This is a genomic window from Nonomuraea sp. NPDC004186 (assembly GCF_053603495.1).
Genome location: NZ_JBSGFQ010000038.1, coordinates 60,753 through 84,294, shown reverse-complemented (window position 1 = coordinate 84,294; position 23,542 = coordinate 60,753). Strand labels below are relative to the sequence as shown.

Annotated in this window: 23 protein-coding genes; 13 read left to right on the top strand and 10 right to left on the bottom strand. The window is 70.6% G+C overall.

Annotated features, from left to right (window positions below; genetic code table 11):
• Window positions 1-11: 11 nt before the first annotated feature.
• From ACWEPL_RS28900 to rimP, 3 genes are read right to left on the bottom strand one after another with little or no spacing between them, the layout of a single operon-like run.
• Window positions 12-311, bottom strand: a complete 300-nt coding sequence (locus tag ACWEPL_RS28900; RefSeq protein ID WP_185071781.1) for a YlxR family protein — start codon at window positions 309-311, stop codon at window positions 12-14.
• Window positions 295-1,299: a transcription termination factor NusA gene (gene nusA / locus ACWEPL_RS28895; protein ID WP_363967710.1), complete on the bottom strand. Its 1,005-nt coding sequence runs from the start codon at window positions 1,297-1,299 to the stop codon at window positions 295-297. Before nusA ends, ACWEPL_RS28900 begins: the two co-directional genes overlap by 17 nt.
• Before the next feature lie 12 nt (window positions 1,300-1,311).
• On the bottom strand, window positions 1,312-1,797 hold the full coding sequence (rimP, locus tag ACWEPL_RS28890; protein ID WP_355201583.1) for a ribosome maturation factor RimP: 486 nt from the start codon (window positions 1,795-1,797) through the stop codon (window positions 1,312-1,314).
• A 298-nt stretch (window positions 1,798-2,095) separates the two neighbouring features.
• On the opposite strand from rimP, the gene ACWEPL_RS28885 reads away from it, so the two are divergent.
• Together ACWEPL_RS28885 and ACWEPL_RS28880 are read left to right on the top strand one after the other, a co-directional pair.
• Complete coding sequence (locus ACWEPL_RS28885; protein WP_452437990.1) at window positions 2,096-2,563, top strand: hypothetical protein; 468 nt, start codon at window positions 2,096-2,098, stop codon at window positions 2,561-2,563.
• The gene (locus ACWEPL_RS28880) at window positions 2,560-3,033 is read left to right on the top strand and encodes a ferritin-like domain-containing protein (protein ID WP_363967714.1); all 474 of its coding nucleotides are present in this window, start codon (window positions 2,560-2,562) and stop codon (window positions 3,031-3,033) included. Before ACWEPL_RS28885 ends, ACWEPL_RS28880 begins: the two co-directional genes overlap by 4 nt.
• Before the next feature lie 22 nt (window positions 3,034-3,055).
• On the opposite strand, the gene ACWEPL_RS28875 is transcribed toward ACWEPL_RS28880, so the two are convergent.
• The gene (locus ACWEPL_RS28875) at window positions 3,056-4,123 is read right to left on the bottom strand and encodes an ArsR/SmtB family transcription factor (protein ID WP_355201577.1); all 1,068 of its coding nucleotides are present in this window, start codon (window positions 4,121-4,123) and stop codon (window positions 3,056-3,058) included.
• A 68-nt stretch (window positions 4,124-4,191) separates the two neighbouring features.
• Between ACWEPL_RS28875 and ACWEPL_RS28870 the strand changes: the two genes are divergently transcribed.
• The 4 genes from ACWEPL_RS28870 to ACWEPL_RS28855 are packed head-to-tail and all read left to right on the top strand — an operon-like array spanning window position 4,192 to window position 8,000.
• Window positions 4,192-5,040, top strand: coding sequence for a hypothetical protein (locus tag ACWEPL_RS28870; protein WP_452437989.1), 849 nt, complete (start codon window positions 4,192-4,194; stop codon window positions 5,038-5,040).
• Complete coding sequence (locus ACWEPL_RS28865) at window positions 5,037-6,023, top strand: Bug family tripartite tricarboxylate transporter substrate binding protein (RefSeq protein ID WP_452437988.1); 987 nt, start codon at window positions 5,037-5,039, stop codon at window positions 6,021-6,023. The genes ACWEPL_RS28870 and ACWEPL_RS28865 overlap by 4 nt, the downstream gene beginning before the upstream one ends.
• Window positions 6,020-6,499: a tripartite tricarboxylate transporter TctB family protein gene (locus ACWEPL_RS28860; RefSeq protein WP_452437987.1), complete on the top strand. Its 480-nt coding sequence runs from the start codon at window positions 6,020-6,022 to the stop codon at window positions 6,497-6,499. Before ACWEPL_RS28865 ends, ACWEPL_RS28860 begins: the two co-directional genes overlap by 4 nt.
• A gap of 1 nt (window position 6,500) precedes the next feature.
• Window positions 6,501-8,000 (top strand): tripartite tricarboxylate transporter permease, encoded by a 1,500-nt coding sequence (locus ACWEPL_RS28855; RefSeq protein ID WP_452437986.1) that lies wholly within the window; start codon window positions 6,501-6,503, stop codon window positions 7,998-8,000.
• 626 nt (window positions 8,001-8,626) lie between these two features.
• Here the strand turns inward: ACWEPL_RS28855 and ACWEPL_RS28850 are convergent.
• Window positions 8,627-10,369, bottom strand: coding sequence for a proline--tRNA ligase (locus ACWEPL_RS28850; RefSeq protein WP_363967725.1), 1,743 nt, complete (start codon window positions 10,367-10,369; stop codon window positions 8,627-8,629).
• Window positions 10,370-10,462: 93 nt separating this feature from the next.
• Window positions 10,463-11,134 carry a hypothetical protein gene (locus ACWEPL_RS28845; protein WP_363967727.1) on the bottom strand — a complete coding sequence of 224 codons (672 nt, stop codon included), beginning with the start codon at window positions 11,132-11,134 and terminating at the stop codon, window positions 10,463-10,465.
• 133 nt (window positions 11,135-11,267) lie between these two features.
• Here ACWEPL_RS28845 and ACWEPL_RS28840 point away from each other — a divergent pair, with 133 nt between their 5' ends.
• Complete coding sequence (locus ACWEPL_RS28840; RefSeq protein WP_452437985.1) at window positions 11,268-12,203, top strand: acyl-CoA dehydrogenase family protein; 936 nt, start codon at window positions 11,268-11,270, stop codon at window positions 12,201-12,203.
• A gap of 58 nt (window positions 12,204-12,261) precedes the next feature.
• Here the strand turns inward: ACWEPL_RS28840 and ACWEPL_RS28835 are convergent, their stop codons facing one another.
• Window positions 12,262-12,747 carry a hypothetical protein gene (locus ACWEPL_RS28835; protein ID WP_363967731.1) on the bottom strand — a complete coding sequence of 162 codons (486 nt, stop codon included), beginning with the start codon at window positions 12,745-12,747 and terminating at the stop codon, window positions 12,262-12,264.
• Between the two features lie 91 nt (window positions 12,748-12,838).
• Between ACWEPL_RS28835 and ACWEPL_RS28830 the strand changes: the two genes are divergently transcribed.
• The 6 genes from ACWEPL_RS28830 (at window position 12,839) to ACWEPL_RS28805 (ending at window position 20,220) form a co-directional block, all read left to right on the top strand.
• Complete coding sequence (locus ACWEPL_RS28830) at window positions 12,839-13,906, top strand: LLM class flavin-dependent oxidoreductase (protein WP_350724612.1); 1,068 nt, start codon at window positions 12,839-12,841, stop codon at window positions 13,904-13,906.
• A gap of 55 nt (window positions 13,907-13,961) precedes the next feature.
• Window positions 13,962-14,999, top strand: coding sequence for a hypothetical protein (locus ACWEPL_RS28825; protein ID WP_452437984.1), 1,038 nt, complete (start codon window positions 13,962-13,964; stop codon window positions 14,997-14,999).
• Window positions 15,000-15,015: 16 nt separating this feature from the next.
• Window positions 15,016-16,542, top strand: coding sequence for an AMP-binding protein (locus tag ACWEPL_RS28820; protein WP_452437983.1), 1,527 nt, complete (start codon window positions 15,016-15,018; stop codon window positions 16,540-16,542).
• Window positions 16,543-16,627: 85 nt separating this feature from the next.
• A complete protein-coding gene (locus tag ACWEPL_RS28815) occupies window positions 16,628-17,773 on the top strand; it encodes a class I adenylate-forming enzyme family protein (protein ID WP_363967737.1) in 1,146 nt (381 codons plus the stop codon).
• 19 nt (window positions 17,774-17,792) lie between these two features.
• The gene (locus tag ACWEPL_RS28810) at window positions 17,793-19,094 is read left to right on the top strand and encodes an FAD-dependent oxidoreductase (protein ID WP_452437982.1); all 1,302 of its coding nucleotides are present in this window, start codon (window positions 17,793-17,795) and stop codon (window positions 19,092-19,094) included.
• The gene (locus ACWEPL_RS28805) at window positions 19,078-20,220 is read left to right on the top strand and encodes a DUF6986 family protein (protein ID WP_452437981.1); all 1,143 of its coding nucleotides are present in this window, start codon (window positions 19,078-19,080) and stop codon (window positions 20,218-20,220) included. The genes ACWEPL_RS28810 and ACWEPL_RS28805 overlap by 17 nt, the downstream gene beginning before the upstream one ends.
• A 14-nt stretch (window positions 20,221-20,234) precedes the next feature.
• Here the strand turns inward: ACWEPL_RS28805 and ACWEPL_RS28800 are convergent, their stop codons facing one another.
• The 3 genes from ACWEPL_RS28800 to ACWEPL_RS28790 form a co-directional block, all read right to left on the bottom strand.
• Window positions 20,235-20,915 carry a copper homeostasis protein CutC gene (locus tag ACWEPL_RS28800; protein WP_350724601.1) on the bottom strand — a complete coding sequence of 227 codons (681 nt, stop codon included), beginning with the start codon at window positions 20,913-20,915 and terminating at the stop codon, window positions 20,235-20,237.
• Between the two features lie 245 nt (window positions 20,916-21,160).
• The gene (locus ACWEPL_RS28795) at window positions 21,161-21,763 is read right to left on the bottom strand and encodes a GNAT family N-acetyltransferase (RefSeq protein ID WP_452437980.1); all 603 of its coding nucleotides are present in this window, start codon (window positions 21,761-21,763) and stop codon (window positions 21,161-21,163) included.
• A gap of 208 nt (window positions 21,764-21,971) precedes the next feature.
• The gene (locus ACWEPL_RS28790; protein WP_355201549.1) at window positions 21,972-22,709 is read right to left on the bottom strand and encodes a GntR family transcriptional regulator; all 738 of its coding nucleotides are present in this window, start codon (window positions 22,707-22,709) and stop codon (window positions 21,972-21,974) included.
• Window positions 22,710-23,542 lie beyond the last annotated feature (833 nt).

Sequence of the window (23,542 nt, the reverse complement as noted above, 5' to 3'; positions counted from 1 at the left end):
AACTCGGCGTCCTACATGACATTTGCGTGGTCTCCCTCCAGTTGCGCCCGCACGCGCGAGACGTCAAGCGGCCCCGCCACGCGGAAAGCGCGCGGAAACGCTCGGCGACGCTCGGCAAGCTCCAGACAGCTCAAGGACGGATGCAGCGATGCACCGCGGCCAGGAAGCCGTCCTCGCAGGTCAGGGACCACATGGTCCTCGACCCGCACCAGACGGAGCAGCTCGGACTTAGCCGTACGAACCCTGCAGCCCACACAGGTGCGCTGTGGGGTCGCTTGGCCACCATATTCCAGCTTACCGTGTTGACGCATCTACGGAACCGGCGGCATCTTCGGCCTGAGTATCCGGCCGGATGTCGATCCGCCATCCGGTGAGTCTCGCGGCAAGCCGGGCGTTCTGGCCCTCTTTCCCGATGGCCAGCGAAAGCTGGTAGTCGGGCACGGTCACCCGTGCGACGCGCCCCTCGAGATCGAGCACCTCGACATGGGAAACACGCGCTGGTGACAGAGCATTCCCCACGAACTCGGCCGGATCTTCCGACCAGTCGATGATGTCGATCTTCTCGCCGTGCAGCTCGGTCATCACGTTGCGCACCCGCGAGCCCATCGGCCCGATGCAGGCGCCCTTGGCGTTGACGCCGGGCTTGCGCGACCTGACCGCGATCTTCGTACGGTGGCCCGCCTCGCGCGCCACCGCGGCGATCTCCACGGTGCCGTCGGCGATCTCGGGCACCTCCAGCGCGAACAGCTTCTTCACCAGCCCGGGATGCGTGCGCGACAAGGTGACGGAGGGGCCCTTGTGGCCCTTCTTCACCTGCACGACGTAGGCGCGGATGCGCTCTCCGTGCACGTAGTCCTCGCCGGGGACCTGCTCGGGGTGCGGCAGCACGGCCTCGATCTTGCCGAGGTCGACCAGCACCACCCGCGGGTCCTTGCCCTGCTGGATGACGCCGGAGACCAGCTCGCCCTCGCGGCTGGCGAACTCGCCGAAGTTGATCTCGTCCTCGGCGTCGCGCAGCTGCTGCAGGATGACCTGCTTGGCGGTGGTGGCGGCGATCCGGCTGAAGTTGCTGGGCGTGTCGTCGTACTCCCTGACGACCTCGCCATCCTCGTCCAGCTCGGCGGCCCAGATCGTGACGTGGCCGCTGCTGCGGTCGAGCTGGGCGCGCGCCTTGGAGGCGGCGCCGTCGGTGCGGAAGTAGGCGATCAGCAGCGCGTCCTCGATCGCCTTGACGACCAGGTCGAAGGAGATGTCCTTTTCTCGCTCGAGGCTGCGCAGGACGCTCATGTCGATGTCCACGACGGCTCCCCCTTAGCCTTCGTCGCCGTCGACGTCGTCGATCCGGCGGAACTCCACCTGTACCCGTCCCCGGGTCAGGTCCTCGTAATCAAGTCTGCGTGCGGCGCCCTCGACGTCGAGGTCGACACCGGCCTCGTCCGCGGCCAGAATGCGGCCCTCCACCACGGTGCCGTCTCGCATCTCGGCCTTCACCAGGCGTTTCGCGGCGCGGCGCCAGTGGCGTGGCTCGGTGAGCGGGCGGTCGACGCCCGGCGAGGAGACTTCCAGCGTGTAGGCCGCCTGGCCCATCGAGTCGTCGTCGTCGAGGGCCGTGGAGACCGCCTGGCTCACGTCGGCCACGTCGTCGAGGCTCACGCCGCCGTCGCGATCGACGATCACGCGCAGCAGCCGTCTCTTGCCGGCCTGGGTGACCGTGATGTCCTCAAGATCGAGGCCCTCCGCGCTGACCACAGGCTCAAGGAGCTTCATCAGGTGGTCGCGGGGTGATGCGCTGCCCATATCGACCTCCCCTATTGTCATGTCTCAGCCGGGCGGACCTCGCCTCTGGCTCTCCGCCGTCTGGCCGCTCAGCCAGCGACGACAGTTGACACCCTATCTGTATGGGGGCACGGAAAGAGCGCCACTCGTCATGGTCGAATGGCGGAGCGTCGCCTGACAGCGATCGCGGGCACCAGCCCGTACGATGCTACCGACGAGAAAGCCCCCGAAGGGCCCGCCGCCGCGGCGTCGATCGGGTGCGCCTGCCCATGGGCGGCTTTCCGTCGGTCGGCTCCACCGTCACTGGAGGTTCTAGCCCGTGCGCCCGCGTCACCTCTCCCGGCGAGCCTTGCTGGCGGGCGGAGCGGCCGCTCTCACCGCCTGCAGCGCCACCGGCCCGCCGCAGCCGTCCGTCCGGGCCTCCGACTCCCCTGAGACCACGCTGCTGAAGGACCTGATCGCGGAGAAGGAGCGGACGATCGCGCTCTATTCGGCGCTGATCTCCGGCGGGGCGCAGAAACTGGTGCCGTTCCGTGATCGTCACCAGGCCCACGTGAACGAGCTTCGCAAATACGTCACCGTGGCCTCGGCCCCGCCTGTCACCGCCACCTCCACCCCGACCTCCTCCCCCAAGCCGTCCCTGTCGCGCCTGCGCGATCTGGAGCGCAAGGCGGCAGCCCTGCGGATCCGCCAGCTCGACCGCGTCTCACCGGGCGTGGCCCAGCTCATCGCCAGCATCGGGGCCTGCGAGGCCGCCCACGTACTCGCCCTGCCGAGGTCGCTGTGAACCCCGACGACGTCGAGAAACTCCGCAAGGCTCTGGCCGCCGAGCATGCCGTGCTGTTCGCGTACGGGCTGCTGGGGGCGCGGACGTCGGGGTCGCTGCGGGCCAGGATGAGCGAGGCCTTCGACGCCCACCGGACGCAGCGCGACCAGCTCCGCACGTTGATCACGGCGCGCGGCGGGCGGCCGGCCGAGCCCGACGCGTCCTACGCGCTGCCGTTCTTCCCCTCTGGGCCGGCGCTGGCGGTCAAGCTGGCGGTGCATCTGGAGACCGGCGTCACGGCCGCCTACCTCGAGCTGGCCGCCGCGCAGGACGTCTCGCTGCGCCGCTACGCCGCGCAGGCCATGCAGGAGGCGACGACCCGCTCGTACGCCTTCCGCCCCGCCCAGCCCCCGGCCTTCCCCGGCATGCCCGCGGCGGCGCCGCCCCCGTCCCCGCCCTCGTCGCCCTCGGCGTCGCAGGAGGGCGGCTGACCCTCCGCACTGCGCGGGCTCTTCACCGGTAGAGGACGGAGAGCAGGTCGGGGCCGAGGCGTTCGACGGCGTCGGCGTCGAGCTGGTAGTAGACGACCGAGCCGCGCCGGTGGGTGTGCACGAGCTGGGCCTCCCTGAGCCTGCGCAGGTGCCTGGAGACCTGGGGAGCGGTCATGCCGAGCTGGATGGCCAGCTCGGAGGTGGCGACGGGGTTGCGCAGGATCGCGTACGCCAGCCGCAGCCTGGTCGGATCCTGGAGCGCGGCGAGCCGGCGCCTGGCCGTCTCCAGCGTCGGCGTGGTGGCGCCGTCGGCGCTGTACTGGATGACGACCGGGTAGCCGGGATAGTGCTTGATCACGAAGTGCGGCCGGCCGTGGACGGTCGGGACGAGCAGGCAGGGCCGCCCCTCGTCCACGCGGGCGGTGGCGTTGTAGAGCTTGTCGAACACGATGCGCAGCGGCCTTCGCGCGCCGGACGACGTGGACGCGGTCGGGAGGTCGGCCAGGACCAGGGCGCCACGCCGGTGCAGGTCGCGTACGCGTTCGGCGCGGTCGCGGTCGAGGGCCGGCCGCAGCGACGGCCATTCGGCGTCGAAGGCCGCGGCGGCGAAGTCGGCGAGGAAGCCGAGCAGCTCGCCGCGGAACGCCTCGGGGTCGGCGCGCAGCCGGGCGCCGATCTCCATGCGGCTGGTGGAGATCAGCCGCAGCCGCTGCAGCACCTCGTCACTGAGCCTGGGCGCCAGCTCGGTGTCGTTCTTGCCGATGAGGGCCTGCACGGTCATCGCCACGAAGTCGCCGATGGGCAGCCCGGCCACCTCCCGCAGCTCGCCGGCCAGCGTACGCGCCGGCCCCGCCGACAGCGGCAGCAGGTAGCGGGCGCGGAAGGCGCTCCAGAGCGGCGCCCAGGCGGCGGCCGTGGCCAGCAGCTCGCTGTCCAGCCCGGCGTGCGCCCTGGCCACCCAGCTCGCGCTGCCGGGGTGGTGGCCGGGCTCGTCGAGGACGTGGAGGCAGGCGCACAGCTCGGCCAGCGGCGAGCGCTGGACGGCGACGGATCCGGTGCCGGGGGAGTCGAGGAGGAGCGTGACGGCCACCCTGCACATTACCGCGTTGACGACAATCTGCTTGAGAGTCACCCGGCGTTTGCCCAGGCTGTGGCGTCATGGCTGAGGAACTGCACGTGGTCAAGCATCCGACCGGCTTCTATTCGGCGGGTGCGACGACCGTATTCGCGTCGAGGTACGACCAGAGGTTCTCCTACTGCTTGTACGTCCCGTCGGCGCACGACCAGGACGGCGCTCCCCTGCCGCTGGCGGTTCTGCAGCACGGCACGGGACGGCGCGGCCCGCAGTACCGGGACAACTTCGCCGAGTGGGCCGAGAAGCACGGCTGCCTCGTCCTGGCCCCGCTCTTCCCCGCCGGCGTCGGCGACGACCCTTACGACCTGCACAGCTTCAAGTTCCTCAAGTACGGCGACATCCGCTTCGACCACGCGCTGCTGGCCATGGTCGAGGAGATCGGCGAGCGCTTCAACGTACGGACCGAGCGGTTCCTCCTGCACGGGTTCTCGGGCGGCGGCCAGTTCGTGCACCGCTTCGCCTACCTGCACCCCGACCGGCTCACCGGATTGTCAATCGGTGCACCAGGGCGGATAACGTACATCGATCACAGCAGCCCGTGGTGGATCGGGCTGGAGGGGTTCGAGGAGGAGTTCGGCAGCGCTCCCAGATTCGAGGAGCTTCGTGACGTGCCGGTGCAGATGGTCGTAGGCAGTGCGGACGTGGAGACCTGGGAGATCAACAACCAGGGCGACTCCAACTGGATGGACGGCGCCGACGCCCACGGGGTCACCCGCATCGAACGGCTCAAGGCGCTGCGCGACAACTTCGCGGCCCATGGCATCGACGTGCGGTTCGACGTCGTGCCTGGCGTGGGTCACGACCCTATGTCGGTGCTCGAGCCGGTCAAGGACTTCTTCGCATCGATCCTCACCCCCCGGGAGTCATCATGAAGATCAAGCTGTTGGCCGCCGCCGCGGTGGCCGTGACGCTCAGCGGCTGCGCCGTGGGCGAGGCCACCGACTCGGGTGGCGGCTATCCCAGCAAGCCCTTGGCGATCATGGCGCCGGGCAGCCCCGGCGGCGGCTGGGACACGCGGGCGCGCGGCATCGCCAGCTCACTCAGCGAGTGCAAGGTGGCCGACGTGGACACCACGGTCACGAACGTGCCCGGCGCGGGCGGCACCATCGGGCTGGCCCAGTTCGCCAAGAAGAAGGGCGACCCGTACCAGCTCATGGTCATGGACAGCGTGACCATGCTGGGCGGCATCGTGAACAACAAGTCGCCGGTCGACCTGGCCACCCTCACCCCCGTGGCCGGGCTGAGCCGGGGGCCGACCGCGATCGTGGTGGCGGCGAAGTCGCCGTACAAGGATCTGAAGTCGCTGCTGGACGCCATGGAGGCCAAGCCCTACAGCGTCAAGTGGACGGGCGGCTCGCTCGGCGGGCCCGGCCAGATGACGGTGGCGGGCCTCGCCAAGGAGCGGAACGTCGCCGCCAAGGACGTCAACTTCGTGCCCACGGCGGGCGGCGGTGAGTCCCTGAACCTGCTGCTCAGCGGCGCCGCCACGGCCGGCATCGACACCGTCGCCGAGCTGCGCGCGCAGATCTCCGCGGGCGAGCTGCGGGTGCTGTCGGTGGACTCCGAGCAGCGGGTCGCGGGCATCGACGCGCCCACGATGAAGGAGCTCGGCCTGTCCAACGCGGCGATCTCCACGCTGGCCGGCGTGCTCGCTCCCGCCGGGCTGACCAAGGAGCAGCAGCAGGACGTCATCGGACTGCTGGACAAGGTGCGCCAGACCCCCTGCTGGAAGAAGGTGCTCGAGCGCAACAACTGGGTCGAGGACTGGCAGCCGGGCGACCAGTTCGGCCAGGTGCTGGCCCAGCAGCGAACCCAGGTCACCACCATCCTGGGCGAACTGGGGCTCGGCAAGTGACCCAGCGGATCGTCTCGCTCGGCTTCCTGGCGGCGGCCGTGGTGGTGCTGGCCCAGGCGTTCGCGATCCCGCAGGGCGAGGGCTACCAGGCGGTGGGGCCGCGCGCGTTCCCGCTGCTGGTGGGGATCGGGCTGGCGGTGGTGTCGGTCATCGGGGTCGTCCAGGCCTTCAGACCGGGTACGCGGGAGCCGGCCCCCGCCACCACCGATGCCGGCGCTGAGGTGGCGGAGAAGCCGCACTGGCCCTCCGTCCTCCTCCTGATCGGCAGCCTGGCCGGCTACGCGATCCTCCTGGTCCCGGCCGGCTACTGGCAGGCGACCACCGCCTTCTTCGTCGCCGTCGCCAGGGTGCTGGGCAGCAGGAGGCTGGTGCGCGACGTGCTCGTGGGGCTGGCGCTGGCGCTGGCCACGTACTTCCTGTTCGACCGGCTCCTCGGCATCTCGCTGCCGCCGGGCCTGGTCAGATTGGCGATCTGAGATGGACGTGCTCGGCAACCTGCTGGACGGCTTCGGCCACGCGCTGAGCCTGCAGAACCTGCTGCTCGCCATGCTCGGCGTCACCGTCGGCACGCTGGTCGGCGTGCTTCCCGGGCTCGGGCCCGCCACGACGATCGCGTTGCTGCTGCCGCTGACGTTCGTGTTCGATCCGGTGGGGGCGTTCGTGATGTTCGCCGGGATCTACTACGGCGGCATGTACGGCGGCTCGACGACCGCGATCCTGCTCAACATCCCGGGCGAGACGGCCTCGATCCCCACGACGCTCGAGGGTTATCCGATGGCCAGGCGCGGCCGGGCGGGGGCGGCTCTGGCCACGGCGGCGATCGGGTCGTTCGTGGCGGGCACGATCTCGACGGTCGTCATCACGTTCCTGGCCCCCGGCATGTCGAACATCGCCAAGCTGATCCAGCCGGCCGAGTACTTCTCGATCATGGTGCTCGCGTTCGTGACGGTGACCTCGCTCATGGGGGACTCGATCGTACGGGGGTTGTCGAGCCTGTTCCTCGGCCTGACGATCGGGATGGTCGGGATCGACCAGATGACCGGGCAGCCGCGGTTCGCGTTCGGCGTGCCGGACCTCTACGAGGGGCTGTCGGTGGTGGCGGTCGCCGTGGGACTGTTCGCGGTGGCGGAGGCCATCTCCACGGCCGCCTCCCGGCACCAGCCGGCGCAACCTCCGGTCGCGGTCTCCGGGAAAGTGGGGATGACCCGCGAGGACTGGCGCAGGTCGTGGAAGCCCTGGCTGCGCGGGACCCTGTTCGGCCTGCCGATCGGATCGCTGCCCGCCGGGGGCGCCGAGCTTCCCACGTTCCTGAGCTACAACGTCGAGAAGCGGCTGTCCAAGCACAAGGAGGAGTTCGGCCAGGGTGCGATCGAGGGCGTGGCCGGGCCCGAGGCGGCCAACAACGCGGCGTTCTCGGGGGTCCTGGTGCCGCTGCTGACGCTGGGCATCCCGACATCGGCTACGGCGAGCATGCTGCTGATCGCGTTCCAGATCTACAACGTGCAGCCAGGGCCTCAGCTCTTCGACCAGCAACCGGTGCTGGTGTGGACGCTGATCGCCAGCCTCTACATCGGGAACGTGATGCTGCTGGTGCTCAACCTGCCGCTGATCCGGGTCTGGGTGAAGCTCCTCACCGTCCCCGCCGCCCTCCTCACGGCCGCCATCCTGACCTTCGCCACGCTGGGGGTCTACTCGATCTCCCAGAGCGTCTTCGAGGTGCTGGTGGCGTACGGGTTCGGGCTGCTGGGCTGGATCCTGCACCGGGCCCGGTACCCGGTGGCGCCGCTGATCCTGGGAGCGGTGCTGGGGCCGCTGATGGAGGTCCAGTTCCGCCGCGCCCTGGCCTTCAGCGAGGGCGACCCCTCGATCTTCGTCACCCGCCCGGTCTCCCTGGCCATCCTGCTCATCGCAATCGCCTGCCTCATCGGCCCACCCCTGCTCCGCCGCCGCACCAAAACCCCCGTGCCCATCGCCTGATACCTCGAGCCCGTCACTCGCGTGCCTCCCCCGCATCACCTCGTCGGAACGGCACGCGACGACGTCCGACCACAGCGCCGTTCAAGGGAAGCGCCGTCCACCGGAAGCGGAGCGGGACGGCGCAACGGGGCGCGACGGCGGTGGCGGTGGCTGCGGCGCGATGGGGCGCTGGTCGGTACGACGCAACGCGGCATCGCAGTGGGAGACGTCCCCAATCGCAGCAACCGTGGGGAGACCCCCCCAAACGCGCCGCGTCGGCGGGACGGCGTGCGGCGGAGCCCGGCGCACATGGACGGCGGCCAACCACGTGAGCGGTGCTCATCACGACAGCGCCCGGCACGTCGTGGTGGCGGGAGGTGGGCGCGGCGTCGCCCCCAAGAAGCGGCGTCGCACCAAGAAGCGACATCCCCTCCCGGGCCCGGAGCCCCGCGAGCCGGAGCCCGACGTCTCCGGAGGCACGTCACCGCCCCCGGCGCATCGGCTCCCGAGGGCGCATCCCTACCCGGCGCACGACCCCACCCGAGGGCGCATCGCCGGCCGCGGTGGGTGGTGTTCGAGGGCGCCTCGCCTCCAAGGGTGCCCCGAAGGCGCGCCGAGCCCCGTGGGGCCCGGCGCGAAGGCGTGGGTCAGGCGAGGGCGGCGATGATGCGGTCGGCGGCCTCGGACAGGGGGATCTCCGACTTCTCACCGGAGACCCGGTCCCGAAGCTCCACGACCCCCTGCGACAGCCCGCGCCCGACCACCACGATGGTCGGCAGCCCCAGCAGCTCGGCGTCCTTGAACTTCACCCCCGGCGAAACCGAGGGCCGGTCGTCCACGAGCACCCGCACCCCGCGCGACTCCAGCTCGGCTCCCAGCTCCAGAGCCGCCTCCACCTGGTTTTCCTTGCCGGTCCCGACGATGTGCACGTCCGCGGGAGCGACCTCGCGGGGCCACACGAGCCCGAGCGCGTCGTGGGCCTGCTCGGCGATGACCGCCACGGCCCGGGAGACGCCGATGCCGTAGGAGCCCATCGTGATGCGGATCGGCTTGCCGTCGGGGCCCAGGGCGTCGAGGCCGGCGGCGTCGGCGTACTTGCGGCCGAGCTGGAAGATGTGGCCGATCTCGATGCCGCGGTCGATGGACAGGCCGGAGCCGCACCGGGGGCAGGGGTCGCCGGCGCGTACCTCGGCGGCCTCGATCGTGCCGTCGGGGGTGAAGTCGCGCCCGGCCACCACGTTGGCGGCGTGCTTGCCCGGCTCGTTGGCGCCGGTCACCCAGGACGTGCCGGTGACGACCCGGGGGTCGACGAGGTAGCGGATGCCGAGCGAGCTCAGGACCTGCGGCCCGATGTAGCCGCGTACGAGCCCGGGGTGCTTGGCGAAGTCGGCGGCCTCGAAGATGGCGGGCTCGCCGGGCGCCAGCACCGCCTCCAGGCGCTTGAAGTCGACCTCGCGGTCTCCGGGCACGCCGATGATCAGGGTCTCGACCTTGTCGGAGCCCGGCGTGGTGACCTTGACCACCACGTTCTTGAGCGTGTCGGCGGCGGTGACGGACAGGCCATGGTGCTCGTTGACGTACGACACCAGCGTCTCGATGGTCGGGGTGTCGGGCGTGTCCATGACCTGCAGCGGCGCCGCGTCCTCGACCGGACGGGCGGCGGGCGCGGTCGTGACGACGGCCTCGGCGTTGGCCGCGTAGCCGCACGAGTGGCAGGCCACGAACGTGTCCTCGCCTGTGGGCGTGGGCGCCAGGAACTCCTCCGACGCCGACCCGCCCATCGCCCCCGACTGGGCGAACACGATCTTGTAGTCGATGCCGAGCCGGTCGAACGTGCGGATGTAGGTGTCGCGGTGCTGCTCGTAGGAGTGCTTGAGCCCGTCGTCGTCGAGGTCGAACGAGTACGAGTCCTTCATCAGGAACTCGCGCCCGCGCAGGATGCCCGCCCTGGGCCGGGCCTCGTCGCGGTATTTGGTCTGGATTTGGTAGAGGGTGACCGGATAGTCCTTGTACGAGGAGTATTCGCCCTTGACCATGTCGGTGAAGAGCTCCTCGTGCGTGGGGCCGAGGAGGTAGTCGGCGCCCTTGCGGTCCTGGAGCCGGAAGAGCGTGTCACCGTATTCGGTCCAGCGGCCGGTGGCCTCGTAGTATTCGCGGGGCAGCAGAGCGGGGAAGAGCACCTCCTGACCGCCCATCCGGTTCATCTCCTCGCGGACGATCCTGGCGACGTTCTCCAGCACCATCTTGCCGAGGGGCAGCCAGGAGTAGATGCCGGGTGCCACCCGGCGAACGTAGCCGGCGCGGACCAGGAGCTTGTGGCTCGGCACTTCCGCGTCTGCCGGGTCGTCCCGCAGGGTGCGAAGAAACAACGACGACATGCGCAGCAACACGGCTACTCCTTGCTCGAACCTGGATGTGAAGGATTACAGGCTATCGACTCCGGGTGCCGCCGCGCGCGAGCTTATCCACAGGTCCCGCAGGACTCAGACCGTCAACGGGATCCAGCCGGACACGAAGGCGGCCAGAAACGCCGTGAACAGAGCGGAGAACACCGCCGACAGCGCCAGCGCGCGTACCCGGCCCCAGGCGTTCCTGCGCAGCATGAACACCAGCGCGACGGACAGCAACCCGATCAACAGCGCCGGGACCGGCCAGAAGGACCGCTCACTGTCGATGAACCCCGGCGTCGCCCGGTCCACCACGTCCGCGATCAGCGCCGCGCCGACCGCGCCCGCCGCGAGGTCGCCCCAGACGTCCTCCCTGCGGGTGGTGAACGCCAGCAGGCCCAGAGCGACGAGCAGGGCGAGCGTCCAGTTGAGCCCGGCGGCGCTGCCTCCGACGACGTCGAAGGCCATACTGCCGCTCAGCGCGCTCGTGCCCATGGCCGCGACCAGCGTGGACGCCACGGCCAGGAACGTCGTCAGCAACGCCCACCCGAACCCCGACGCCGTGGCGCCCACGGCCAGCGACAGGCCGAGGTAGACGTACGGGTCGTAGATCTGACCGACCCAGGCGGGACCCTTGCCGGCGAGGAGCATGCCGACGAGCCCGACGGCGAGTCCTCCGAAGAAAGCCGACAGAAGGTGACGTTCGATGCCGCGCTGTCGCCGGTCGTACTCGGCGAGGTCGGCGTAGTCGATGCTGGTGTCGTCCATATCCATTTCCCTGGTCAACCCTCCCCCGGGTAACCCTTGGGATGACCAGTGCCAGATTATGTGACTGTACAAAAAAGGCAAATTTGGGCAACCTGAATGCAAAAACAAACAATCGCTTGGTTAGCATGGGTTCGTGGCACTCCCCGATGAGCTCCGCGCCGTCGTCCGCGACTACCTCGCCGACCGGCCGGACGCACCATGGCAGGCTTTCGCGCACGACGTGGGAATCGCGGGGCTGCTGATCCCCGAGGAACACGGCGGCGCGGGATGCGGTCCAGCCGAAATGGCCGCCGTGAGCGAGGAACTGGGCCGGGCGCTGTCGCCCCACCCCTTCCTGCAGACGGCGGTGATGGCCGTCGAGGCGCTCACGGCGAGCGGGGCGTACGACCTCCTCCCGGCGCTGGCCGACGGCGCCACGACCGCGACCGTGGTGCCGCCGGGCGAGGGTGCCCTCCGGCTGGAGTCCGGCCTGCTCACGGGCGTGGTCCCGTACGCGCTGGCGGGCGAGCTGGCGCTGGTCTACGTGGACGGGCTGCTGGTGGCGGCCGTGCCCACCCGGGCGAGGACGTACCGGACCATGGACGAGAGCCGGCCGCTGCGGGAGCTCTCCTTCCAGGACACCCCGGCACGGCGGCTCGGCGACGGCTCTTCGTGGCCCCGCGTACGCGACCTCGGGATCGCCGCGCTGGCCGCCGAGCAGGTGGGCGGGGCTCAGCGGTGCCTGGAGATGGCGGTGGAGCACGCGAAGCGGCGGCGGCAGTTCGGGCGGCCGATCGGGTCGTTCCAGGCGATCAAGCACAAGCTCGCCGATCTGCTGCTGGCGGTGGAGTCGGCCAGGTCGGCGGCGGGGGCGGCGGCGGTCGACGAGGTGTACGCGGCGATCGCGGGGTCGTACTGCACGGAGGCGTATCTGGCGGCGGCGGGCGAGAACATCCAGGTGCACGGCGGGATCGGGATCACCTGGGAGCATCCTGCGCACCGCTACCTCAAGCGGGCCACCTCGGACGCGCAGCTTTTCGGGCCGCCGCAAGCCCATCGCGCCCGCCTGGCGGCCCACGCCCTCGCCTAGCGCTCCCGCATCCCGCCGCACTTCGGCGAAGGTCCCTTTGGAAGTAGTCGCGGCGGGGTCAGCCGCCGAGCAGTTCTTCCCAGGGGTGGCGGGTGTTGGTGCGGCGGGTGGTGTCGAGGGCTTCGGCCAGGCGCCAGAAGCCGGGCCGCTCCCGTACGGTGGCCCGCCCGATCGGGTCGATGGCGCGCAGCTCGAACCGCACGCCCATCACGTCGAGCACGGCCGAACCGCTGCTCCCCGGACCGGCCTCGGTGACGAGCGGGCCGTCGTAGTCGGGGTCGCGCACCTGCTGGACCAGCAGTGAGGCCACCTCGGACGCGTACGGCCCGTCGCGCCACTCGATGTGCCAGCTGTGATCGGCCCCTCGCCACCACGTCAGGTCGCGGCACGACTCGATGAAGTCGGCCTCGGTCGCCAGCGCGGCCATCACCCGGCCGAACGCCTCATACCTGCGGGCGCTGGTGAGCGAGAGGTCGTCGTCGGCGGAATCGGGATACGGGCCGTCCTTAGGCCGCCGCAGCGCGCGCTTTCGCTTCACAGCCATCCACTCTGATCGGGCACGCGCCCTTCCCGCAAGTCTTCGCTGCTGATACGCTCTACCAAGCGAGCGCTTGGTTCACTACTTCGGAGGCGCGATGACGTCCCTACGGATCAGCCTGGGGTATGAGCTGGAGGTTCGCGGTCGCACCCGCGAAGTGGAGCAGCAGACCTTCCAGAACGTGGTCGACCAGGTCGTGCTGGGCGACCGGCTGGGGTTCGACACGGCCTGGTTCGTGGAGCACCACTTCACCAGGGGCTTCTCCCACTCCTCCGCGCCCGACCTGGTCCTGGCCGCCATTTCGCAGCGCACCGAGCGCATCCATCTGGGGCTCGGCGTGGTGCTGCTGCCGTTCCAGTCCCCGATCCGCACGGCGGAGCGCGTCGCCACGCTGGACGTGCTGAGCGGCGGCCGGGTGGAGTTCGGCACGGGACGGGGGGCCTCGCCCCTGGAGTATCAGGCGTTCCAGCGGCCGTTCGAGAAGTCGCGGCAGATCTGGGAGGACTCGCTGGAGGCGACGCTGGCCATCTGGCAGGCCGACGGCGAGCCGATCAGCCGGTCGAACGAGTTCTTCGAGATCCCCGACGTGGCCGTCTACCCGCGCCCGGCCCAGCGGCCGCACCCGCCGGTGTGGGTGGCGTCGACCTCGCTGGAGGGCTATCTGGCGGCGGCCAAGCACGGGTACAACCTGCTCGGTATGACGATGCTCAAGGGCATCGACGACGTGGCCTCCGACATCACGAAATATCGGGAATGTCTGGCGGAGCACGGCTTCGACCCCGCGAGCCGCCGCGTCGCCCTGATGATCCCCTGGTACGTCGCCCCCACCCGCGACGAGGCGACCGCCTCGGCCGCCGACGCCGTCCTGTGGTACATCCGCCGCCAGGTCAACCTCGTCACCCCGCCCGACTACTACGACGCCCGCCACGCCACCCACCGGGTGCTGGGGCAGCTCGCGGCCGGGATGCCGCCCGACGAGTCCATGGCCACGCTGCGCGAGCACCTGATGGTGGTGGTCGACGACGTGGAGGGCTCGCGCAAGGCTCTGGCCAGGATCGCCGAGGCGGGCGCGACGGACCTCATCATCCAGGCGCAGGTGGGCGGGCTGGCGCATGACCGGGTCTGCGACTCGATGACGCTGTTCATGACCGAGGTGGCGCGTTGACGGCCCGCCCTCGCCCGACGCCCCGGACGCCTGACCGTACGGAGATGGTGCTTTGATGGCCCGCTGGCTCACCCGTGACGACCTCGGCGCCGCCGCGCGGTCCGCCACCGGACTCCTGCTCGTCTCCCCCGACCTGTCGAGCGCCGTCCCGCTGGACCCCCGCGACCACGTGCTGACCGCGAAGGCCCTGCGTGAGTGCGGGGTCGGCGAGCGCGAGCGCGTCGTGGTGGCACTCGCCGAACCCGCCGGCGCGCTCTGGACGGCCGCCGCGGCCGACGTGGCCGAGGCCGTCGCCGACGTGGGCCCGCGCGGCCGGATGCGCCTGCACCACGCGCTGACCGCCCTCAAGGCCTCCACCCTGGTCAGCACCCCGACGGGCGCGATGGACTTCCTGGCCCGCCTGCACCTGGAGTTCCTGCTGGACCCGCTGGACCTCGGGATCAGGAACATCGTCCTCACCGGCGAGATCGCCTCCAAACGGACGATCGCCCACCTGGCGGGAGAGTTCGAGGCCAGGGTGACGGAGGTGTTCGCGAGCCCGTTCACCGGCGGCGCCCTGGCGTGGCGGGCGTCGGAGGACGAGCCGCTCACCCCGCTCGCCGACGACGTGCTGGGCCTGGCGGCGCTGACCAAGGACGACTCCCCCGACCCCGCGGCCGAGCTCGCCGAGCTGGTCGTCACCTCCGCGGCCGGCGACACCGTGCTCAGGACCGGCCAGGTCGCCCGACTGGGCGGTGCGGGCATGCCCGCACCGGCCCATACGGTGGGCGACCACGTGCTGGTCAGAGGCGTGTGGCTGGCGCTGCCGCGCATCGAGAAGGCGCTGTCCAAGGTCGACGGCGTGTCCGGCTGGGACCTGTCGATCAGCCGCCAGGGGACGCTGGACGCGGCCGTGCTCACGGTCACGTTCAGCCGGGCGAGCCTGGTCCGCAACCCCATGTGGAAGTCGCGGATCCAGCAGGCCGTCCAGGCGCTGACGCCCATCTCGATCGACGTGGAGATCGCCCAGGACGTCTCCGAGAGCCCCGCGCCGGGCACGGTGAACGACCTGCGCGGCCACCACCTCGGAAGGGACCGCGCTCTCATCACCTAGGGGCAACATGGCAACGATGCCGGACTGGGGAACGCTCCCCCGCATGCTTCGCGACCAGGCAGACAACCACCCCGGCGCCGTCGTGGTCTCCGAGGGCGGCACGCGGACGACACTGTCCGAGCTGCGGGCCTCGGCGGCCGAGATCGCCCGCGGCCTCATCGCCCTCGGCGTCGGGCCCGGTGACCGGGTGGCGATGTGGGGGGTGAACTCGGCGTTCTGGGTGCGGCACGCGTTCGGGATCTGGGACGCGGGGGCGGTCATCGTGCCGCTCTCGTCCCGTTTCAAGGGCATCGAGGCCGCCCAGCTGATCGAGAAGACCGGCGCCAAGGTGCTCATCACCGGAGCGGGCCCGTCGGCCGCCTCCCTCGCCGACCTGCTGCCGCCCCTTTCCGGCCTGCACCGCCCCGACGACTTACGCGCCCTGGGCACGCGGGTCTCCGCCCGGGAGGCCGAGGGGCGGGCGCTCGCCGTACGCCCTGACGACCTGTGCGAGATCATGTCCACGTCGGGCACCACGGGCGTGCCCAAGGGCGTCATGATCGACCACGCCCAGGTCCTGCGCGGCTACTGGGACTGGTCCGAGATCGTCACCCTCGACGAGCGCGACCGCTATCCGATCGTCGCCCCGTTCAGCCACGGGTTCGGGCTGAACGCGGGGCTCATCGCCTGCGTCCTGCGCCGGGCCACGATGATGCCGATCCCCGTCTTCACGCCCGACGCCGTGATGTCGCTGATCTCCTCCGAGCGGATCACGGTGCTGGCCGGCCCGCCGACGCTCTTCCACCGGATACTGGACGAGCTGGACCGCGGGTCCTGGGACGTGTCCTCGCTGCGCGTGGCCATCTGCGGCGCCGCCGCCGTCCCCGCCCGCCTGATCACGCGGCTGGTGGAACGGGTCGGGCTGGAGCGGATGATCAACGCGTACGGGCTGATGGAGGGCACGGTCGTCTCCATGACCCGCGCCGGGGACCCCATCGACGTCATCGCCAACACCACCGGCCGGACCGTGCCCGGGATCGAGGTGCGGATCGTGGACGACGACGGCAAGGAGGTCGCGGCCGGGGAGCGCGGGGAGATCCTGCAGCGGGGCTACGGGGTGATGCGGGGGTACTGGGGCGAGCCCGCGCGGACGGCGGAGGTCGTGGACGGCGACGGGTGGCTGCACACGGGGGACGTGGGGGTGCTGGACCCGGCGGGCAACCTGGCCATCGTGGACCGCAAGAAGGAGCTCTACATCGTCAACGGGTTCAACGTCTCGCCGGCCGAGGTGGAGTCGCTACTGCTGCGGGAGGGTTCGCTGGCGCAGGCGGCGGTCGTGGGCGTGCCGGACCCGGCCAGGGGGGAGGCGGGGGTGGCGTACGTCGTCCCGCGGCCCGGGGCCGCCGTCGATCCGGAGGGGCTGATCGGCTGGGCCAGGGACAACATGTCCAACTACAAGGTGCCCAGGCGGGTCGTGGTGGTGGACTCGCTGCCGGTGAACGTGAACGGCAAGGTGGACAAGCCGACGCTCCGCACGTCGGCCGAGGCTCTCCTGAGGGAGTGAACTCCATCTCCGGCAAGGTGAGAACGTCTGCCGGGGCTCCAGGGTGGGTAGGGTCAAATTAGCGCCATCTGCCCCAGGAGCTGCCATGTTGCGCCTGTTGGCCGGGGAGGCCGCACGTAGATTCGGGGGGCGCGCCGCTGTCGTCACCGGCTCCGCCGTGCTGACCTTCGCCGACCTGGACCGGCTCTCCGACCAGGTGGCCGCCGGGCTGGCCCATCGGGGGACGCGCGTCGGCGACGTCGTGGCGCTGGCCCTCCCCGACGGGCCCGAGTTCGTGATCTGCTACGTGGCGGCCGCGAAGATCGACGCGGTGACGGCCGGCATCGGGACCGAGCGGCCCGAACTGCTGGCCCGGCTGGACCCGGCCATCGTCATCACCGCCCCCGGGGTGCTCCCGCCGCTGCCCGGGCTCGACGTGGTGACGCTGCCCATCGAGCGCGGCGGCCCCGTCCGGCTCGGGAGCCTGTGCAGGCGGGAGCCGCCACCGCCGCCGTTCCCGCCGGACCCCGCACGACCGGTCGTGATCACGTTCACCTCGGGCAGGACGGGACCGCCCAAAGGGGTCGTGTTCGGCAACAAGCAGCTGGAGGCGATCAGAGCCCACGGGGCGGGGACGCGCTGGGGGACGGGCGACGCGCGGCTGGTGCCGCATCCGCTGGGCCGGCTCGGGTTCGCCACGCGGCTGCCGATGTTCCTGCAGACCGGGCGGACCTGTCACGTCCTGCCCGAATGGAGCCCGGACGCCGCGATCAAGGTGATCCGCGAGCACGGGATCGAGGTGCTCCACGGCACCCCGTACCAGCTCTCGCGCATCCTGGCCTGCGGCGGGGACCTGCCGGACCTGGCCCTCGTCCTGTCCGCCGGCGCGCCCGCCCCGCCCAAGCTGATCAGGGCGTTGCGGGACAGATACCGCGTGCCCGTGTGCAACCGCTACATCTGCCCCGAAGCCGGGCTGGGGCTCGGCACCCGGCCCGACGACCCGCCCGAGGACGCCGAGGTCTGTGTCGGCAGGCCACGAGGCGGTGTGGACGTGTCGATCAGGAGCGCCGACGGACGCGTACTGTCAGATGAGGACGAAGGCGAGGTACTCCTCCGCTCCGAGGCTGTGATGAGCGGCTACGTTGGCAAGAACACCGATCATGCGGTGTTCGCGAGGGACGGGTTCATCCGGACCGGCGATCGGGGATACCTGGATCACACCGGCCGGTTACATCTGGTGGGACGCGTGTAACCGAGTCTTAGGAGGCAGCGTGGCGTTGCACGTGGCGGTCATCGGGTCGGGCCCCGCCGGGATCTACACGGCCGAGGCTCTGGTGAAGCAGTCGGCCGAGCCCGTCGAGGTCGATGTCCTCGAACGCCTGCCGACCCCGTACGGGCTGGTCAGGTACGGCGTCGCGCCCGACCACACGTCGATCAAGTCGATCGCGAACTACCTGCGGAAAGTGCTCGAACTGCCCGAGGTCCGCTTCCTCGGCGGCGTGACGCTGGGCGAGCACGTCTCCGTCGAGGACCTGCTGGGCGCCTACGACGCGGTCGTCTACTGCACGGGCGCGATGGTCGACAGGAAGCTCGGCATCCCCGGTGAGGACCTGCCCGGCAGCGTGGCGGCGACCGACTTCGTCAACTGGTACTGCGGGCACCCCGACGTCGATCCGGGGCGGTTCACGCTCGACAGCTCCGAGGTCGCGGTGATCGGCGTCGGCAACGTGGCGGTCGACGTCGTACGCGTCCTGGCCAAGACCCACGAGGAGCTGCGCTCCACGGACGTGCCGCACGACGTGCTCGAACGCCTCGAGGCGAGCCAGGTCAAGGCCATCCACATGATCGGCCGCCGCGGCCCCGAGCACGCCAAGTTCACCCTGAAGGAGCTGCGCGAGCTGGGCGAGCTGGCCAACGCCGACGTCTGCGTCCGCCCCGACGAGGCCGTCGTCCTGGGCGTCGACTTCCCGCGCCAGGTCCAGGGCAACATCAAGGTCCTGCAGTCGTGGGCCGCCCGCAACCCGGTGGGCCGCCCGCGCCGCCTCGACGTGCGCTTCTGGCTGCGGCCCGTGGAGATCCTCGGCACCGAGCGGGTGGAGGGCCTCAAGCTCGAACGCACCCGCCTGTCGGAGGAGGGGCGCGTGGTCGGCACGGGCGAGTTCGAGACGCTGCCGGTCGGCATGGTGCTGCGTTCGGTGGGCTACCAGAGCGTGCCGCTGCCCGGGGTGCCGTTCTCGGAGAAGACCATGACCGTGCCGAACGAGGCCGGGCGGGTGCGCGAGCGTGAATACGTGGCAGGCTGGCTCAAACGCGGTCCCACCGGGGTGATCGGCACCAACAAGTCCGACGCGGCGGAAACGGTCCGCACGCTCCTCGCCGACCTCTCGGATCGCCCGCGGGTGAGCGGCGGGGCCATCGACGCGCTGCTGGCCGCGCGCGGGGTGCGTCCCGTGACGTACGACGACTGGCTGGCGATCGAGGCGGCCGAGGCCGAGCTGGCCAGGTCGCTGGGCCGCGGCGAACGCGTCAAGCTGGTCGGCCTGGAGGCAATGCTCCGTGCGTTCCGTTCCTGAGGGGTTCGACGAGGCCTACCGGGTCCAGCAGGCCCGCTATCCCTCCGCCGGCGCGGACCGGCAGCCGGTCCACACCGTCTACGTCCCGGCCGACCGGTTCTCGATCCGCACACTCTCCGAGTGGCGCGATCAGGCGTTGTCCCTGGTCAAGGCGCATCTGCCCGATCCCGCCGCGCTGGCGGAGGTCTTCGGGGTGCCCGGCGGGCTGGCCGCCGCCGTGCACCCCAAGGTGATCCAGAAGCTCTCCTCGGAGCCGATCGAGGACCTGCGCATCGACTTCGAGGACGGGTACGGCATACGTCCCGACCTGGTGGAGGACGATCACGTGGCGCAGGCCGTCGAGGCGGTGGCCACGATGCACGCGGCGGGCACGCTGCCGCGGCGGTGGGGGCCTCGGGTGAAGTCGTTCGCCGACGGGGATCCCGCGCGGTCGGTGCGCACGCTCGACCTGTTCCTCTCGGGGCTGATGGGGCGGGCCGGCGAGCTGCCGCCGGGCTTCACGGTGACCTTTCCCAAGATCCTCATGGAGGCCTACCTCGGTCAGTTCACGGAGGTGCTGGCCCGGCTGGAGGACGAGCTGGGGGTGCGGCTGCGGTTCGAGATGCAGGTGGAGGCGCCGCAGACGCTGCACTTCCTGCGCGGGGACCTGGCGGAGTCGCTGGGCGGGCGGCTCGCGGCGGCGCATTTCGGGGTCTTCGACTACACGGCCGCGATCGGGCTGCCGCCGCACGAGCAGCGGCTGGACCATCCGGCGTGCGACCATGCCCGGCACGTGATGCAGACGGCGTTCGCGGGCACGAGGGTGGAGCTGTCGGACGGGTCGCTGGCCGCCTCTCCGGCCTCCGGGCTCACCCGTGACGTGCACGCGCTGTGGCGGCGGCACGCCGAGCTGGTCAGGCATTCGCTGGGGCACGGCTTCTACCAGGGGTGGGACATGCATCCTTCCCATCTGGTGAGCCGCTTCGCCACCGTTTACGCCTTCCATCTGGAGCGCTATGACGCGTACCAGGAGCGGGTGAGAGCGTGGGAGGAGCAGCGGGAGGCGGGGGGCGGCGTCATGGACGAGCCCGCCACGATCCGCACGCTGGTGGCCGCTCTCAGGCGCGCGGACGCGGCCCTGCCCTGACGTGAGGGGCGGGGTCAGTCGCGTTCGACCAGGGACCGCCACTGGCGTACCAGGCGCCACTCCACCGGGTCGGACCAGCTCGCCCGCACGGCGGAGCCCACGTGGAAGGCGCGGATGCCGTAGTCGAGCAGCGCCGGCACGTGCGCCGGCTTCAGCCCGCCCCCGGCCAGGATGATCGAGCCGTCACCGGCGTCGGCGCGCGCCCTCAGCACCGGCAGCCCCTCCCCCACCCCGTTGGGCGAGCCCGAGGTGAGCACGGTGGCCAGGTTGGGCAGCAGCCGCACGGCCCGCCAGGACGCCTGGACGTCGGCGGCGTGATCGACCGCCCGGTGGAACGTCCACGGGAGCGGCGAGACGGCGTGGATGAGCGCCTCGGTCGCCGTGAGATCGACCTTCCCCGAGCCGTCGAGGAACCCGAACACGAACCCCGCCGCCCCCGCCTGCGCCAACGCCTTGGCGTCCCGCCTCAGGCGGTCGAGCACGTCGGGGTCGGCGATGAAGTTGGCGTCACAGCGGAGCATCACCATCTGAGGGAGAGGGCACTCCGCGGCGATCGCGGCAACCGTGTCCGGGGAAGGGGTCAGCCCGTCGGCCGCCATGTCGGCGACGACCTCCAGCCGGTCGGCTCCACCCTGTTCAGCTGCCACGGCGTCACGCACGTTGAGGGCGATCACCTCGAGCAGGGATCCGGTCATGGAGGAGAGGTTATATGGTGCTCTGCACCGTTCCGCCGCTGATCACACCAAAAAGTCCCCGCCAACGGCCTCCCCCGCCGCCGCAGGGCCCGTTTCAGGCCCTCAAACGCTCCCACAGCGCCCGCGCGACCGGAACCCCCTGCCGGGCCCCACCGGACAAGCCCGCAGCCCGCCACGTGCCCTGTGGGCCGCCCCCGGGCGCTTGGCCCCGATCCCGGTGGGACCGGGGCCATGAGTGCGGGGTGTCAGGCGGAGATGAGTTCGGCCATGGTCAGGTCACGGAAGGCCGATGTGGCCTGGTCCCGCGACGGGCGCTCGAAGAGGGCGCCGGACGCGCGGTGGGGAAGGTCCACCGTACGGACGTGGCGGAACCCGCGCCTGCGGTAGTACTCCTGCAGCCGCCAGTTCCCCTTGGCGCAGTCCAGGCGCAGCCACGGCAGCCCGGCCGCGTGGGCGTAGGTGCAGGCCCAGTCCAGGAGGGCGTCCCCGAGGCCGCTGCCGGACCAGGGACGGGCCACGGCGAGCTTGTGGACATAAAGGGCAGCCCCGGGGTCGTCGTCGAGTGTCCAGAACTCGGGGTCGGCGTTGTCGTCGACGGCTATCGTGGCCACCGGCGGGGCCGATTCGTCGGGGTCCAGGTATCTGAGCTCGTCTTCGAGCAGGAACAGCACCCGCTCCTCGATGAGCGGCACGATGCGCTCGGGGCCGAAGCCCCCGCGCGGCCACTGCCGCACTCCCTGCGAGTAGAGCCACTCGGAGGCGTCCGCGAGCAGCGTGAGTATGCCGGGAAGGTCCTCGGGCTCAGCTCTGCGGAGCGCGAGCGGGTGAAGAAGCGTGTTGGTGTGCATAATACAACTCCCGTTGCGTAGGGTTTACGCGCATACGCAAAGCGTGATGAAGCAATGGTGCGCGTAGCCGAAAATGGGGCCTCAACCCGATATATATGGATAAATGGCGATTTAGGGGAGTATGCACGACTCCCCTAGGCCAGCGAGGCGGCTAATTTCTCGCTGCGCCCGGCCCCAGCCGGCGGGATCACCCCTTCAACCGAGCTCGTTAGCGGCCATCGAGCTCGTATCTGATCAAATGTTTGTCGGCGGGCAGCACCGACACCGCGACACGCACTGGCATGTCGGCCCCGTCGTATCCAACTCGGACATACACCATGACTGGTGTGCCGAGCTCGAGCTGGAGGCGCTCGGCCTCCTCCTGGTTGGGCATACGGGCCCAGATGTCGTCGGTGACGCGCACCTGCGCATGCCCCAGCTCCTCCAGCACCCGGTTCGCCCCTCGCGCGATGTCTCCGGGTCTGGCGATTTCGGAGTCGGCAACCAGATCACGGGGGAAGTAGGAATCGTTGGTGTTGTACGGCTGGCCGTCCACGAAACGCAGACGGCGTCGCACCACCGCCAATTCCCCGTCCGCCAGCTCCAGTCTGCTGGCGATCTCCTCGACGGGAGAAACCGTCAGCACCTCGATGTACTGGCTTGGCTCGCGGCCTTCCTGCGCCACGGCATAGGCGAAGGCTTCCCGCAGTTCCCCAGAAGGTTGTGGCTCCAGCTCCCGCTGCGGATAGATCAGCAGCGGTCGGCGGTCTCTGACCACGGTTCCGCGCCGCGGCGTGCGCGTAACGAGCCCCTCATTGACGAGCTCTCCCAGGGCCAGCCTTACGGTGTTCCTGCTCACCCCATGGTCTTCCATGAGCTGCGCCTCGGTCGGCAGCTGTGATCCCGGGCCGAGGACGCCCGAGTAGATGGCCCGACGCAACTCCGCAGCCACCTGCTGATACAGCACCGACCTTGCCACTTTCACCCCTTTTGTTCCAACAATTTAGACGATCTGGTTCTAGCAGGCCACAACCCCTTGACCGAACCGCCTCCACCGGCCCATCATCCATTCGTTGGTACAAATCCATCTAAAGGCCGGTGAGGGGGTGAAGGCCAGTGTTGCCGGTCCGCACGGGTACGCCGTACCTGCCCTGGCATTCCCCTTGCGAAGCAACACGTTTACTGCGTTACGGGTTGCGTCGCCAGGGGTTCACCCACACCTACCAGAGCATGGGCATCGGTGTGCGCGAGCTATCGGTGTTGACTGAGCTGACCGTGTGGTGCAATGACGGATCCTTTGTCTGGAATGAGGAGGGTGGCGCCCCCGTCACGCACCCCATTGATGACCCGGTTGGTGCAGCTCAACGCATCGCCGCACGTTACCGGCAACGGGAGCTTTCACACTCCCCCATCGACTCCGTGCGCGAACCAACGGTCTAGGACTCCATCCCTCGCCGGAGTCCTGGCGCCGTCGCGCACGGGACAGGAAGCGCGTCCTGGCGGGTCCCCCACGCCCGCCAGGGCGCGTTTTCCTCCAAGGGACCAACGCAGGGCCTCGCGCCTTCCCGCCATGGGCGGGGGCCGCGCCCTTCCAGGCGGATCCCGCGCCCCAGGCGCGTGGGTGACCGCCGTCCGCGCCGATTCCCGGGCGCTCGCCGGCCTTCGGGTCCTCGCCGATCCCCAGGTGCCCGCCGCCCTCCGGATGCGCACGTCACCAAGGTTCCTCGCCGACCCCGAAGCACTCGCCGCCGCCCAGAACGGCACACCCCATCTTTTACGGTCGCCACGGGCGACCCCACC